We start from the raw sequence: 14067 nt of genomic DNA, 5'->3' as shown, positions 1-14067 counted from the left end.
AGGAATCGAGAAGCGAGTCGCCCGGGTGCCGGGCGCCCGCGTGACACGATGCCAAGGACGTCTGTCCGCCTGACCGATGGAGAACCGATGAGCAAGGCCACTGCGCAGCAGCCGCACGTCGCCGACACCCACGAGATCATCCGCGTGCACGGGGCCCGGGAGAACAACCTCAAGGACGTCAGCGTGGAGCTGCCCAAGCGGCGGCTCACGGTGTTCACCGGGGTCTCCGGGTCGGGCAAGAGTTCACTGGTGTTCGGCACCATCGCGGCCGAGTCGCAGCGCCTGATCAACGAGACGTACTCGAGCTTCGTGCAGGGCTTCATGCCCTCGCTGGCCCGGCCCGACGTGGACGTGCTGGAGGGGCTGACCACCGCGATCATCGTGGACCAGCAGCGGATGGGCGCCGACCCGCGTTCCACCGTGGGCACCGCCACGGATGCCCACGCGATGCTGCGGATCCTGTTCAGCCGGCTGGGCAAGCCCTACATCGGCGGCCCGGGAGCGTTCTCGTTCAACGTCGCCTCGGTCTCCGGCAGCGGCGCGGTCACGGTGGAACGCGGGGCCGCGACCCGGGCGGTGAAGGCGGAATACACCCGGGTCGGCGGGATGTGCCCGCGCTGCGAAGGCCGCGGCTCGGTCAACGACATCGACCTGACCCAGCTCTTCGACGCGGAGAAGTCGCTCAACGACAATCCGTTCACCATTCCGGGTTACAGCATGGAGGGCTGGTACGGCCGGATCTTCATCGGCAGCGGCTACTTCGACCCGGACAAGCCGATCAGGAAGTACAACAAGCGCGAGCTGCACGACCTGCTCTACAAGGAGCCGACCAAGATCAAGGTCGACGGGATCAACATCACCTACGAGGGTCTGGTCCCGAAGATCCAGAAGTCGATGCTCTCGAAGGACGTGGAGTCGCTCCAGCCGCACGTGCGGGCCTTCGTGGAGCGCGCGGTCACCTTCACCACCTGCCCCGAGTGCGAGGGCACCCGGCTGGCCGAGGGGGCCCGCTCGGTCAAGATCAAGGGCATCAGCATTGCGGACGCGGCGCAGATGCAGATCAGCGACCTGGCGGTCTGGGTGTCCGGGCTCAAGGAGCCGAGCGTGGCACCGCTGCTGGAGAAGCTGCGGCACACCCTGAACTCGTTCGTCGAGATCGGCCTGGGCTACCTCAGCCTGGACCGCCCGGCGGGCACGCTCTCCGGTGGGGAGTCGCAGCGCACCAAGATGATCCGGCACCTGGGCTCGGCCCTGACCGACGTCACCTACGTGTTCGACGAGCCCACCATCGGCCTGCACCCGCACGACATCGCCCGGATGAACAACCTGCTGATCGAGCTGCGCGACAAGGGCAACACCGTGCTCGTGGTGGAGCACAAGCCCGAGGCCATCGCGATCGCCGACCACGTGGTCGACCTGGGCCCGCGGGCCGGTACCGCCGGCGGTGAGGTGGTCTACCAGGGGTCGCTCGAAGGGCTGCGTTCCAGCGACACCCTCACCGGCCGGCATCTGGACGACCGGTCGGTGCTGAAGGAGCAGGTGCGCGAGGCCGAAGAGGTGCTGCAGATCCGCGGGGCGGTGGCGAACAACCTGAAAAAGGTGGACGTCGACATTCCCCTGGGTGTGCTGGTGGTGGTCACCGGGGTGGCCGGGTCGGGCAAGAGCTCGCTGATCCACGGCTCGGTGGCGCCGCTGGACGATGTGGTGGCGATCGACCAGGCCCCGATCAAGGGATCGCGCCGATCCAACCCGGCCACCTACACCGGCCTGCTGGAGCCCATCCGCAAGGCCTTCGCCAAGGCCAACGGCGTGAAACCAGCTCTTTTCAGCGCCAACTCGGAGGGGGCTTGCCCGACCTGCAACGGTGCCGGGGTGATCTACACCGACCTGGCGATGATGGCCGGGGTGGCCACGCCGTGCGAGGACTGCGAGGGCAAGCGGTTCCAGGCCGCGGTGCTCGAATACACGCTGGGCGGCAAGAACATCAGCGAAGTGCTGTCGATGCCGGTGTCCGAGGCCGAGAAGTTCTTCGAGGACGGCGAGGCGAAAATCCCCGCCGCGTACAAGATCCTGGACCGGATGGAAGATGTCGGCCTGGGCTACCTGACCCTCGGCCAGCCGCTGACCACCCTCTCCGGCGGTGAGCGCCAGCGGCTGAAACTGGCCACCCACATGGGCGAGAAGGGCGGCGTCTACATCCTCGACGAGCCCACCACCGGCCTGCATCTGGCCGACGTGGAACAGCTGCTCGGCCTGCTCGACCGGCTGGTCGACTCGGGCAAGTCGGTGATCGTGATCGAGCACCACCAGGCCGTGATGGCGCACGCCGACTGGATCATCGACCTCGGCCCGGGGGCCGGTCACGACGGTGGGAACATCGTTTTCGAGGGCACCCCGGCCGATCTGGTGGCCGATCGTTCCACTCTGACCGGGCAGCATCTCGCCGAGTACATCGGAGCCTGAAATTGCGGACGGTGCCTGGGCTTGCACAGCCCAGGCACCGTTTCGGTGTGGTTCAGTTCCGGCGCAGACCTTGGGCCGTGATCACCGAGGCCAGGGCGGCCATCGCCACCGGTACCAGAAGGGCGGTGGACAGCTCGTCCCCGGCGGTATAGGCAGCGGCCGCCGCGGACAGGCCGAAGGCGGCGCCGAACTGGAATGAGGTGTTCAGCAGGCCTCCGGCCAGGCCTTGCTCCCCGGCGTCCACGCTGTCGGTGGCGGCGATCGTGAGCGGACCGTACGCCAGAGCGAACGCCAGTCCCAGCACGACGAACGAGGGCAGCATGGCGGAGTAGGCCCAGTCCGGGCCGACCGGTAGGAAGAGCAGGTAGGCCGCGGTGGCCAGGACGGTTCCGCCCAGGATCACCGGCGCGGTGCCGAACCGGTTCACCAGCCAGGGGGTCAGGGTCGGGGCCAGGACGGCGTCGATGCCGATCAGCAGCATCGCCAGACCGGTCTCCAAGGTGGACCAACCGCGCAGTTCCTGGAGATAGAGCACAACCAGGAACTGGAAACCGAAGAACGCCCCGGCGAACAGCGCCGCACCCAGGTTGGCCCGGCGCAGGGCCGCCGACTTCAGGATGCCGAGCCGGACCAGGGGAGCGGTGGCTCGGCGCTGGATTCGGACGAAGGCGGCCAGGAGGGCGCTGCCGGTGACGAACGAGGCCAAGGTCCAGCCCCAGCCTTCGCCCGGGTGTTCCAGCCGGACCAGGGTGAGTACCAGAAGCATCATGGCAGCAGTGATGGCGGCCGCCCCGGTGGCATCGAGATGCTGCTCAGGCGCTCGGGTTTCGGTGCCAGCCGGGATCAGCCGGAGTGCGGCCAGCAGGATGACCAGCGAGAGCAGTACCGGAGCGAAGAACACCCACCGCCAGTGGATCGCGGTCAGCAGACCGCCCGCGACCAGGCCCAGCGAGAAGCCTGCCGCCGCGGTGCCGGAGTAGAACAGCAGAGCCCGGTGGCGTTGCGGGCCTTCGGCGAAGCTGGTGGTGATGATCGAGAGCCCGGCCGGGGTCATGAAGGCCGCGGCCACGCCGGTGACGAACCTGGCGGTCAGTAGCATCCAGCTCTCGGTGGCCAGCCCGCCCAGCCCGGAGAACACCAGGAAGACACCCAGCCAGGCCAGGAACATCCGGCGCCGGCCGAACAGGTCAGCGGCCCGCCCGCCGAGCAGCATGAACCCGCCGTAGCCGACCACGTAGGCACTCATCACCACGCTCAGCGTCCCGGTGGACAGGCCCAGGTCAGCCCGGATGGCGGGCAGCGCCACGTTGAGCATCGCGACGTCGATGCCCTCCAGGAAGATGGCGCCGCAGAGCACGGCCAGCAGTCCGCCGCTCATCCGCGTAGTGGTGGTTGAAGTCGTCACGTGCAGATCCCCCTGACCATGGTTACCGAACCGCCGGTCGGTTCCTTCTTGTAACCGCTTCGAGCCTGAGGCAGCATCGATGGACATGGAAGAAGGCACTTCTGACTCACCCGGTCACCGCTGTGATACCGACCCCGATCCCTGGCAGTGGGACCGGCGGGAGGACTGCGAAGTGCGCCAGATCCTGGACCGCATCGCCGACAAGTGGTCGTTACTGGTGATCGCCCTGCTGCAGGGCCGCACCCTGCGCTTCACCGAGCTGAAGCGGCAGATCGACGGGATCAGCCAGCGGATGCTCACCTCCACGTTGCGCCAGCTGGAGCGCGACGGCCTCATCGAGCGCACTGTGCATCCGGTGGTGCCGCCCCGGGTCGACTACGCCCTCACCCCGCTCGGCTCCACCCTGCACTCCACCGTGCAGGCGCTGGTGACCTGGACTGAGCTGAACCAGAACGAGATCGCGGCCGCCCGGGCCCGCTACGACTCGGCGGCCACTTCCCGAGCCTGATGGGAAGGCGAAGCCACGCGACAACGGGCTTTGTCTTCCCAATATCTATAGCGGGGCGGTAGCAGGCTGTGTTCGGTGGGGAATGTGGCCGGCGGGGCGTAACGCGGCTGGGTGGGCGGCGTGGCCAGGCGGTCGGTTGGAGGGTTGTGACGCCCGCTTGGCTTGTCACGTGCCAGGGGCAGCCATGGGAGGCGGCGATCAAACATCGGGTGTATCCGCAGTGCCGCTGAGGTGCCCTGGTTGTGCGGTATGACCGCATCGGGCTGTCCGCTTTGGGTTGCTGTGACGATTTCACGCCTGAGCCCAGGTGAATCACCGAGTTCTGGTCCGGCGCGAGGCGTTGACAAGACATCCGATGTTTGTGACTCTCGACGCCAGAGATCCGATGACTGGAGTAGTGATGAAGCTGCTGCGAGTGGGAGAGCCGGGCGCCGAGCGCGTGGGTGCCCTTCAGGAGGACGGGCGTCTGCTCGATCTCACCGGTGTTCTCGATGCCGGCCGGGCCTGGACGTTCGCCGATCTGGACGCCGCCCGCGCCGCGATCGCAGCAGGCGGCCTGCCCGAACTGGCCCACGAAGGGGTGCGTACCGGTTCGCCGGTCCCGCGCCCGGCCGCAGTCATCTGCATCGGCCTGAACTACCGCGACCACGCCGAGGAGACCGGCGCCGCGATCCCGGCCGAGCCGATCATCTTCATGAAGATGCCCTCCACCGTGATCGGGCCCAACGACACCGTTCTGGTGCCCCGCGGCAGCGAGAAGACGGACTACGAGGTCGAACTCGGCGTCGTGCTCGGCAAGCAGGCCCGCTACCTGGACAGTGCCGAGGAGGGCCTGGCGGCGGTCGCCGGATACGTGGTCTCGCACGACGTCTCGGAGCGCGAGTTCCAGCTGGAGCGGGGCGGCACCTGGGACAAGGGCAAGAACTGCGAGACGTTCAACCCGCTCGGCCCCTGGTTCGTCACCGCCGACGAGGTGGCCGATCCGCACCAGCTGGGCCTGCGGCTGTGGGTGAACGGCGAACTGCGCCAGGACGGCAGCACCAGCAACCTGATCTTCGGCATCGGTGAGGTGATCCGCTACCTCAGCCAGTTCCTGGTGCTGGAGGCCGGCGACGTGATCAACACCGGTACCCCGGCCGGGGTCGCGCTCGGAATGGCCGATCCCAAGCCGTATCTGCGCCCGGGCGACGTGGTCGAGGTCGAGATCGACGGCCTGGGCCGGATGCGGCACGAGATGGGAGCGGCCTGATGCCCACCTTCACCCGGTTCGAGACGCACGACGTGCGCTTCCCGACCTCCAAGCACCTCGACGGCTCGGACGCGATGAACCCCGACCCGGACTACTCCGCGGCGTACCTGATCATCGGTACCGACGCTGAGGACGGGCTCGAGGGGCACGGTTTCGCGTTCACCATCGGCCGCGGCAACGACGTGCAGGTGGCTGCGATCCAGGCACTGGCCGGTCACATCCTGGGCCAGGACGTGGACACGGTGCTGGCCGACATGGGCACCACCTGGCGGCTTTTCGTGGACGACTCGCAGCTGCGCTGGCTGGGCCCGGAGAAGGGCGTGATGAACATGGCCATCTCGGCCGTGGTCAACGCGCTGTGGGACCTGAAGGCCAAGCGGGCCGGCCTGCCGCTGTGGGACCTGCTGGCCGGACTCACCCCCGAGCAGCTGGTCGACCTGGTCGACTTCCGCTACCTCACCGACGCGCTCACCCGCGACGAGGCACTGGACATCCTGCGCAAGGCTGAGCCGGGCCGCGCCGCCCGCCGGGCCGAGCTCATCGAAAAGGGCTTCCCGGCCTACACCACCACTCCGGGCTGGCTCGGCTACGCCGACGAGAAGCTGGTCCGGCTGGCCAAGGAGGCCGTGCAACAGGGCTACACGCAGATCAAGCTGAAGGTCGGCGGCAACGTCGAGGACGATGTGCGCCGGATGCGGCTGGCCCGCGAGGCGGTCGGCCCGGACATCCGGATCGCCACCGACGCCAACCAGCGCTGGGACGTGGCCGACGCGATCGAGTGGGTCAAGGCCCTGACGCCGTACGACCCGTGGTGGATCGAGGAGCCGACCAGCCCGGACGACGTGCTCGGGCACGCGGCGATCCGCAAGGGGGTGTCCCCGGTGAAGGTGGCCACCGGCGAGCACGTGCAGAACCGGATCGTGTTCAAGCAGCTGCTCCAGGCCGGCGCGCTGGACGTGCTGCAGATCGACGCGGCCCGGGTGGCCGGGGTCAACGAGAACATCGCGATCCTGCTGCTGGCGGCCAAGTTCGACATCCCGGTGTGCCCGCACGCCGGTGGGGTCGGCCTCTGCGAGCTGGTCCAGCACCTGAGCATGTTCGACTTCGTCGCGGTGGCCGGCACCACGAAGGACCGGGTGATCGAGTACGTCGAGCACCTGCACGAGCACTTCCTCGAACCGGTCCTGATCAGCCGGGGCAACTACGTCGCCCCGCAGCAGCCCGGTTTCTCGGCCCAGATGGTGCCCGCGACCCTCGAGCAGTTCGCCTTCCCCGGTGGCGCCGAATGGCTGGAGGTGCCCGCGTGAAGGGCCTGAAAGTTCTGATCACCGGCGGTGCCTCGGGCATCGGGGCGGCCACCGCCGCCCGGTTCGTCGAAGAGGGCGCGCTGGTGGCGATCCTGGATCGGGATCTGAGCCAGACGCCCGCGAATACCCAAGCCTTCGTGGCTGATCTGTCCGACGACGCGTCCGTTCGTAGCGCTGTCGAACAGGCCGCCCAGAGCCTCGGCGGCCTGGACATCCTGGTCAACAACGCGGGCATCGGCGCGCAGGGCACGGTGGAGGACAACTCCGACGAGGAGTGGCACCGGGTGCTCGACGTGAACCTGGTCGGCATCGTCCGGGCCAGCCGCGCGGCGCTGCCGTACCTGCGCGAGTCCAGCCAGGCTGCGATCGTGAACACCTGCTCGATCGCGGCCTGGACCGGCCTGGTGCAGCGCGCCCTGTACTCCGCCAGCAAGGGTGCGGTGCAGGCGCTGACCCTGGCGATGGCCGCGGACCACCTGCCCGAGGGCATCCGGGTGAACTGCGTGAACCCGGGTACCGCTGACACCCCCTGGGTTCAGAGACTTCTGGACAAGGCGGACGACCCGGCCGGTGAACGCGCCCGGCTCACCGCCCGCCAGCCCACCGGCCGGCTGGTCAGCGCCGACGAAGTGGCGCACGCCATCGTGCATCTGGCCGATCCGCGCTCCGGCTCCACCACCGGCACCGTCCTCGCGATCGACGGCGGCATGCACACCCTCAGACGTCCCACCTCCTGAACTGCCCACCCCGGCAAGCATTCTCAATGAGGAGAACCCCATGAAGCGCTCCACCCCCCGGTCCCTGGCGGTCCTCGCCGTCGCGGGCCTGAGCATCTCGGCACTGGCAGCCTGCGGCAGCAACGACGGCAGCGGCAACTCCGGCGGCAGCACCGACGCGGACGGCAACGTCACCATCGACTGGTCGATGTGGTCGGGCGGCACGGCCGAGAAGGACGCCTGGCAGGCGGCCGCCGACGCCGTGCACGCGGCCGACCCGAAGATCACCGTCAAGCTCGAGACCACCTCGTTCGACGACTACTTCACCAAGATGGGCACCCGGATCGCCGGTGGCTCGGCCCCCTGCATCGTCAGCGTGCAGAGCCTGCGCCTGGGCGCCCTGAAGGACGGCCTGCTCCCGCTCGACGACCTGATCCAGAGCAAGAGCCTGGACACCGAGGACTTCGTGCCGGCCTCGCTGGAGGGCCTGGCCTCCGACGGCGCGCAGTACGGCATTCCCTACGACAACGGCCCGATGCTGATGCTCTACAACGTGGACCGGTTCAAGGAGGCCGGGGTCGACGCGCCGAAGGCGGGCTGGACCTGGAACGACTTCACCGCGGCCGCGAAGGCCCTGAGCACCGACGGCAAGTTCGGCTTCGCCGCCTACCCGGCCGACCTGCAGATGTTCCCGATGCTGCTGAGCCTCTCCGGGCAGCAGCCGGTCAGCGAGGACGGCAAGCTGCAGCTGGACAACGCCGAACTGCAGGCCGCCGGGCAGACCTACGCCGACCTGGTCGGCAAGGACAAGGTGGCGCCGGAGCTGTCCGGCAACGACAGCACCTACGCCTACAACCAGTTCATCGCGGGGAACGCCGCGATGGTCGTCGACGGCCCCTGGGACCTGCTGAGCATCCAGTCGCAGAGCGACTTCCAGCTCGGCGCGGTGGAGATCCCGGCCGGCCCGAGCGGTAGCAAGACGCTGAGCGCGGGCTCCGGCTTCGGTATCTCCAAGAGCTGCAAGAACCCGGACGAGGCGTTCGCCGCGATCCAGACGATCACCAGCACCGAGCAGCTCTCGAAGCTGGCGGCCGACGGCCGGGCCTTCCCGTCCCGGGTGAGCGCGCAGGAGCCGTGGTACGACAACGCCTTCGACGGGGCCAAGGAGGCCCTGGAGGCGGCCGGCGCGACCGCCGAGCCGATGCGCACCACCAGCAACTGGACCAAGGTCGGCTCCGACCTGATCCAGTACGGCGTGCCGGCCATGAACGGGACCAGCACCGTCAAGGACACGTTCGGCCAGATCCAGTCGCAGGACGCGAACTGAAACCCTCAGCGGTCTGACGGCAGGGAGTACCGATGAGCACGCAGAGCACGACCGCGCCGGCCCGGGAAAGGCCGGCCCAGGGCGGGCCCCCGAGAAGCAAGAAGTCGTGGCGGGACTCCGACGCGACGGCGGCGACGGTGTTCGCCGCCCCCAGCACCATCGGCCTGACCGTGTTCACGGTCGTCCCGATCGTGATGTCGCTGGTGATGAGCTTCTACAACTGGCCGGCGTTCGGGGAGCGCTCGCTCACCGGCACCGGCAACTTCTCGGCGCTGCTGGGCAGCCCGGAGTTCCGGCGGGTCGTGCTCAACACGGTCGTCTTCACGGTGCTCTACCTGCCGCTGAACCTGCTCGTCTCGCTCGGCCTGTCGGTCTGGATCGCGACCATGCGGCGCGGCCGGCAGGCCCTGCGGGTGATCTTCTTCGTCCCGGTGGTCACCCCGATCGTGGCCAACGTGCTGGTCTGGAAGATGATCTACCAGCCCAACGGCCTGATCGACGGGATCGGCCAGCAGGTCGGCATCGACATGCCGAACTTCCTGGGTGACCCCAACTGGGCGATGATCGCCCTGGTGACGATGAGCGTCTGGCAGGGCTTCGGCTACAACCTGCTGGTCTTCTCGGCCGCGATCGACTCCATCCCGGCCTCGCTCAACGAGGCGGCCAGCCTGGACGGGGTCGGCCCGTGGCAGCGGTTCCGGCACATCACCCTGCCGATGATCTCGCCGTCGATGTTCTTCGCCACCACGATGACCCTGATCACCACGTTCCAGGTGTTCGCCCAGCCCTACCTCCTGACCGGGGGCGGGCCGGGCGCCACCACCGAGACCCTGGTGCTCTTCATCTACCGCGAGGGCTTCGCCAACTTCGCCCTCGGGATGGCCGCGGCCGGTGCCTGGGTGCTCTTCGCGATCATCCTGGTGATCACCGCCCTGCAGTTCCTCTTCCAGAAGAAGTGGGTGACCTACGATGTCTGAGCAACTGGTCACCGACCGGCCCGCCGGCCGTCCGGCCGGGCAGACCCGCAGCAGCGCCAAGAAGGTCCGGCACGCGGTCTCCGCGACCCTGCTGTGGCTGGTCGCCCTGCTCTTCCTGGCCCCGCTGATCTACACGGTGGCCACCTCGCTCAAGCCGGCCAGCGACGTCTTCAGTGTGCCGCCGAGCCTGTGGGGCAAGGAGATCCGCTGGCAGAACTACGCCGACGCGCTCGACTACCTGCCGTTCCACAAGTTCATCCTGAACGGTCTGCTGGTCGCCACCGCCGGCACCCTGATCACCCTGGTCGCGGCCAGCATGTCGGCCTACGCCTTCGCCCGGCTGAAGTTCCGCGGCCGCAACGTGCTCTTCGCCGCCTTCCTGGCCACCCTGATGATCCCGCAGGAAGTCCTGGTCGTGCCGATGTTCTCGCTGATGCAGGAGTTCGGCTGGGTGGACAGCTACCAGGCGCTGATCCTGCCCTGGGCGTTCACCGCGTTCGGGGTGTTCCTGATGCGGCAGTTCTTCCTGACCATCCCGCAGGAGTTGGCCGATGCGGCGACCGTCGACGGGGCCGGCAAGTTCCGCACCTTCTTCTCGGTGATGCTGCCGCTGGCCCGGCCCAGCCTGGCGGTGCTGGCGGTGTTCACCTTCATCAACTACTGGAACAGCTTCCTGTGGCCGCTGATCATCACCAACAGCGTGGAGGACAAGGGCACCGTGCCGCTCGGCCTGAGCCTGTTCTTCAGCCAGCAGGGCTCGCAGTGGAACCTGGTGATGGCCGCCTCGGTGATCTCGATGGTGCCCACCCTGCTGCTGCTCGTGATGCTGCGCAAGCACCTGGTCAGCGGGATCGCCACGACCGGGATGGGCGGCCGCTGATGCACTTCACACCACTGGGTTTCGGCGCCGCACCGCTCGGGAACCTTTACACCGAGGTCACTGACGAGGCCGCGCAGGAGGCACTGAACGCGGCCTGGGAAGCGGGCGTCCGGTACTTCGACACCGCCCCGCACTACGGGCTGGGTCTGTCGGAACGTCGCGTGGGGCGGGCGCTTCAGCAGCTGCCGCGGGATGAGTTCGTACTGCAGACCAAGGTGGGACGTCTGTTGCGGCCCTCGCCGGAAGGTGGCCGGGACCTGGACAACGGGTTCGATGTCCCCGCGGATCACACCCGGGTCTGGGACTTCTCGGCCGAAGGGGTTCGGCGTTCGATCGAGGAGAGCCTGGAACGCCTCGGCCTGGACCGGATCGACGTGGCCCTGGTGCACGACCCGGACGACCACGAGAACGAAGCCCGCGAAGGCGCTCTGCCGGAACTGCTGCGGCTGCGCGACGAGGGCGTGATCGGGGCGGTCGGCGCCGGGATGAACCAGGCGGCCATGCTGACCCGGTTCGTGGACGAGTTCGACCTGGACGTGGTGCTGCTGGCCGGGTGCTACAACCTGATCGAGCAGGACGCGCTGGACGATTTGCTGCCGGCCGCGCTGCGCCGCAACACCAAGGTGGTGTTGGGTGGGGTGTACGGCTCCGGGCTGCTGGCCTCGGACTCGCCCTCGCCGAACGCCACTTACCGGTACGAGCCGGTCACCGCACCGGTTCTCGAAAAGGCCCGGCGGATGGCCGCGATCGCGCTCGAGCACGGGGTGCACCTGCCCGCCGTGGCCGTGCAGTTCGCCCTGGCGCATCCGGCCGTGGCCTCGACCATCCTCGGCATGCGCAGCGCCGACGAGGTCCGGGCCAATGCCGAGCTGATCAAAGAGCCGGTGCCGCAGCCGGTCTGGGACGCGTTGCGGGCCGAGGGCCTGGTCCGATCCGACGCACCGCTACCGGAAGCCGCATGACCCGCATCATCGACGCTCATCACCACCTCTGGAACCCGGCGCAGCGAGAGTACCCGTGGATGGCGGGGCCGGGCCTGGAAGCTCTCCGCCGGCCGTTCGGGCTGACCGATCTGCGGGCCGAGACCACTGGTGCCAGCGTCTCTGAGACCATTCTGGTGCAGACCGTTTCGTCGGTCGCGGAAACCCAGGAATTTCTGGACGTGGCGGCCGGGTCGGACGGCCTGGTCGCCGCGGTGGTCGGCTGGGTCGATCTCGCTGTTCCCGAAATTGAAGACGTTGTGGCCCAGTTGCGCTCGAGTCGCGGTGGTGAGCTGCTGGCCGGGATCCGTCATCAGGTCGAGGACGAGCCGGACGTGGACTGGCTGCTGCGGCCCGAGGTCCAGCGCGGCGCCCGAGCCGTTGCCGAACAAGGCCTGGTGCACGATCTGCTGGTCCGCTGGGACCAGCTCCCGGCGGCCTGCGCCTTGGTCGGTTCCCTGCCCGAAGCGTCCTTCGTTCTGGACCACGCGGCCAAACCACCCATCGGCGACTTCGACGCCTACGTGCGCTGGGCGTCCCACATCGCCGAACTGGCCGCCCGGCCCAACGTGAGCTGCAAGCTCTCCGGCCTGTTCACCCTGGGGGCCGGCGAAGCAGAGATCGCCCGGGCCGTCGACCACCTGCTGGCGGTCTTCTCCCCGCACCGGCTGATCTTCGGAACCGACTGGCCGGTGAGCACTCTGGCCGGATCCTACGCCGAGACCGTCGGCCGCACCCTGGACCTGGTCGCCGAGCTCTCCACGACCGAGCAGGCCGCGTTCCGGCACCAGAACGCCGAACGTACCTACCGCGTCGGCAATTCCTCCTGATCCTGACCGCCCCCGAAGAATCTCATCGAGGAGAATCAGCACATGGCGATGTTCCACGAAAAGCCCCAGCGCCCGGAGCTGTACAAGCAGTTCGAGCGCGAGGTCCCGAGCTGGTACCGGGACGCCAAGTTCGGCATCTTCGTGCACTGGGGCGCCTACTCGGTACCCGCCTGGGCCGAGCCGACCGGCGAGCTGGGCACGATCGAGCGCCGCACCTGGTTCAAGCACAACCCGTACTCCGAGTGGTACTTCAACACCATCCGGATCGACGGCTCGCCCGCCCAGGAACGCCAGAACACGATCTACGGCGGCGCCCCCTACGACGACTTCCTGGACCAGTGGACGGCCTCGGAGTGGGACCCGAAGGCCATGCTCGAGTTGTTCCGCCGCACCGGCGCGCAGTACGTGGTGCCGACCACCAAGCACCACGACGGCATCACGCTGTGGGACGCCCCGGGCACCGGTGACCGGAACACCGTGGCGCGCGGCCCGAAGCGCGACATCATCGGTGAATTCGCAACTGCTGCGCGGGAAGCCGGCATCAAGTTCGGCGTCTACTACTCCGGCGGCCTGGACTGGCACTTCCACAAGGACGACAACGGCCCGATCGTCGACGAGGACTCAATGATGGGCCACCGGCCGGTCGACGAGGCCTACAACGAGTACGCCTTCGCCCATGTCGCCGACCTGATCGACCGGTACGCGCCGGACGTCCTCTGGGGTGACATCGAGTGGCCCGACGCCGGTAAGCCGGACGGCCCGAAGAGCTTCGCCCGGATCCTGGAGCAGTACTACGGCGCGGTGCCGGACGGTGTGGTCAACGACCGCTGGGGCCTGACCCACTGGGACTTCCGCACCACGGAGTACCAGCAGGGCCGCGATGCCGAGTCGGTCGAGGACATGTGGGAGAACTGCCGGGGCGTCGGCTACTCGTTCGCCTACAACCAGAACGAGGGAGCGGAAACACACTTCGACGGCCCGGGCGCGGTCCGGCACCTGCTCGACGTGGTCTCCCGGGGCGGCAACTTCCTGCTCAACGTCGGCCCGGACGAGGCCGGCCGGATCCCCGCCCTGCAGGTCGCCTGCCTGGAGGGCATCGCCGCCTGGATGGACGTGAACGGCGACCTGGTGCACGGGACCAACCCGGTCACCGTGGGCGCCGCCTCGGACGAGCCGTGGGTGCGCTGGACCGGTAAGGGTTCGCAGGTCAACGCGCTGATCCAGGCCACCGGCCCGGTGGTGCTCAAGGCCGAGGCCGGCGCCCTGAACCTGGCCACGGCCCGCCTGGTCGACGGCACCGCGGTCGACGCCACGGCGGTGGACGGCGGCGTGTCGGTGAACGTGCCCGAGTCCTCGGTGCCCGGCCCGGTAGCCGTCCTGTTCGACCTCGCCTGACCGAGGAGACCACATCGTCCTCTGGTTGTG

12 protein-coding genes are annotated in these 14067 nt (G+C 68.5%); 11 read left to right on the top strand and 1 reads right to left on the bottom strand.

The window, feature by feature from the left end; genetic code table 11:
* Positions 1-87: 87 nt before the first annotated feature.
* Entirely contained in the window at positions 88-2463 is a 2376-nt protein-coding gene (locus LR394_RS32290) for an ATP-binding cassette domain-containing protein (protein ID WP_231448407.1), read from the top strand.
* 52 nt (positions 2464-2515) lie between these two features.
* Here the strand turns inward: LR394_RS32290 and LR394_RS32285 are convergent, their stop codons facing one another.
* Entirely contained in the window at positions 2516-3841 is a 1326-nt protein-coding gene (locus LR394_RS32285; protein ID WP_269330159.1) for an MFS transporter, read from the bottom strand.
* A gap of 112 nt (positions 3842-3953) precedes the next feature.
* On the opposite strand from LR394_RS32285, the gene LR394_RS32280 reads away from it, so the two are divergent.
* From LR394_RS32280 to LR394_RS32235, 10 genes are all read left to right on the top strand, one after another.
* Positions 3954-4376 (top strand): winged helix-turn-helix transcriptional regulator, encoded by a 423-nt coding sequence (locus tag LR394_RS32280; protein ID WP_407937170.1) that lies wholly within the window; start codon positions 3954-3956, stop codon positions 4374-4376.
* Positions 4377-4776: 400 nt separating this feature from the next.
* On the top strand, positions 4777-5625 hold the full coding sequence (locus LR394_RS32275) for a fumarylacetoacetate hydrolase family protein (RefSeq protein WP_231448404.1): 849 nt from the start codon (positions 4777-4779) through the stop codon (positions 5623-5625).
* On the top strand, positions 5625-6932 hold the full coding sequence (locus LR394_RS32270; RefSeq protein WP_231448403.1) for an L-fuconate dehydratase: 1308 nt from the start codon (positions 5625-5627) through the stop codon (positions 6930-6932). Before LR394_RS32275 ends, LR394_RS32270 begins: the two co-directional genes overlap by 1 nt.
* Positions 6911-7669, top strand: a complete 759-nt coding sequence (locus LR394_RS32265) for an SDR family NAD(P)-dependent oxidoreductase (protein ID WP_269330153.1) — start codon at positions 6911-6913, stop codon at positions 7667-7669. Before LR394_RS32270 ends, LR394_RS32265 begins: the two co-directional genes overlap by 22 nt.
* 40 nt (positions 7670-7709) lie before the next feature.
* Complete coding sequence (locus LR394_RS32260; RefSeq protein WP_231448401.1) at positions 7710-8975, top strand: ABC transporter substrate-binding protein; 1266 nt, start codon at positions 7710-7712, stop codon at positions 8973-8975.
* Positions 8976-9007: 32 nt separating this feature from the next.
* A complete protein-coding gene (locus LR394_RS32255) occupies positions 9008-9952 on the top strand; it encodes a carbohydrate ABC transporter permease (RefSeq protein WP_231448400.1) in 945 nt (314 codons plus the stop codon).
* Positions 9945-10832, top strand: coding sequence for a carbohydrate ABC transporter permease (locus LR394_RS32250; protein ID WP_231448399.1), 888 nt, complete (start codon positions 9945-9947; stop codon positions 10830-10832). The genes LR394_RS32255 and LR394_RS32250 overlap by 8 nt, the downstream gene beginning before the upstream one ends.
* A complete protein-coding gene (locus LR394_RS32245; RefSeq protein ID WP_231448398.1) occupies positions 10832-11794 on the top strand; it encodes an aldo/keto reductase in 963 nt (320 codons plus the stop codon). The genes LR394_RS32250 and LR394_RS32245 overlap by 1 nt, the downstream gene beginning before the upstream one ends.
* Entirely contained in the window at positions 11791-12642 is an 852-nt protein-coding gene (locus LR394_RS32240) for an amidohydrolase family protein (protein WP_231448397.1), read from the top strand. Before LR394_RS32245 ends, LR394_RS32240 begins: the two co-directional genes overlap by 4 nt.
* Before the next feature lie 42 nt (positions 12643-12684).
* Entirely contained in the window at positions 12685-14037 is a 1353-nt protein-coding gene (locus LR394_RS32235; protein ID WP_231448396.1) for an alpha-L-fucosidase, read from the top strand.
* The last annotated feature ends 30 nt before the right edge of the window (positions 14038-14067 follow it).

Origin of the sequence: Kineosporia babensis, assembly GCF_021129305.1 — a bacterium.
Lineage (GTDB): Bacteria > Actinomycetota > Actinomycetes > Actinomycetales > Kineosporiaceae > Kineosporia > Kineosporia babensis.
The sequence above is the reverse complement of the archived record's forward strand: the minus strand, read 5'-3'. Positions and strand labels throughout refer to the sequence as shown.

Excerpts from the sequence above, each read along its gene's own strand:
- LR394_RS32290 (WP_231448407.1), top strand. The coding sequence starts at position 88 with ATGAGCAAGGCCACTGCGCAGCAGCCGCACGTCGCCGACACCCACGAG.
- LR394_RS32285 (WP_269330159.1), bottom strand. The coding sequence starts at position 3,841 with ATGAGCGGCGGACTGCTGGCCGTGCTCTGCGGCGCCATCTTCCTGGAG.
- LR394_RS32280 (WP_407937170.1), top strand. The coding sequence starts at position 3,954 with ATGGAAGAAGGCACTTCTGACTCACCCGGTCACCGCTGTGATACCGAC.
- LR394_RS32275 (WP_231448404.1), top strand. The coding sequence starts at position 4,777 with ATGAAGCTGCTGCGAGTGGGAGAGCCGGGCGCCGAGCGCGTGGGTGCC.
- LR394_RS32270 (WP_231448403.1), top strand. The coding sequence starts at position 5,625 with ATGCCCACCTTCACCCGGTTCGAGACGCACGACGTGCGCTTCCCGACC.
- LR394_RS32265 (WP_269330153.1), top strand. The coding sequence starts at position 6,911 with ATGGCTGGAGGTGCCCGCGTGAAGGGCCTGAAAGTTCTGATCACCGGC.
- LR394_RS32260 (WP_231448401.1), top strand. The coding sequence starts at position 7,710 with ATGAAGCGCTCCACCCCCCGGTCCCTGGCGGTCCTCGCCGTCGCGGGC.
- LR394_RS32255 (WP_231448400.1), top strand. The coding sequence starts at position 9,008 with ATGAGCACGCAGAGCACGACCGCGCCGGCCCGGGAAAGGCCGGCCCAG.
- LR394_RS32250 (WP_231448399.1), top strand. The coding sequence starts at position 9,945 with ATGTCTGAGCAACTGGTCACCGACCGGCCCGCCGGCCGTCCGGCCGGG.
- LR394_RS32245 (WP_231448398.1), top strand. The coding sequence starts at position 10,832 with ATGCACTTCACACCACTGGGTTTCGGCGCCGCACCGCTCGGGAACCTT.
- LR394_RS32240 (WP_231448397.1), top strand. The coding sequence starts at position 11,791 with ATGACCCGCATCATCGACGCTCATCACCACCTCTGGAACCCGGCGCAG.
- LR394_RS32235 (WP_231448396.1), top strand. The coding sequence starts at position 12,685 with ATGGCGATGTTCCACGAAAAGCCCCAGCGCCCGGAGCTGTACAAGCAG.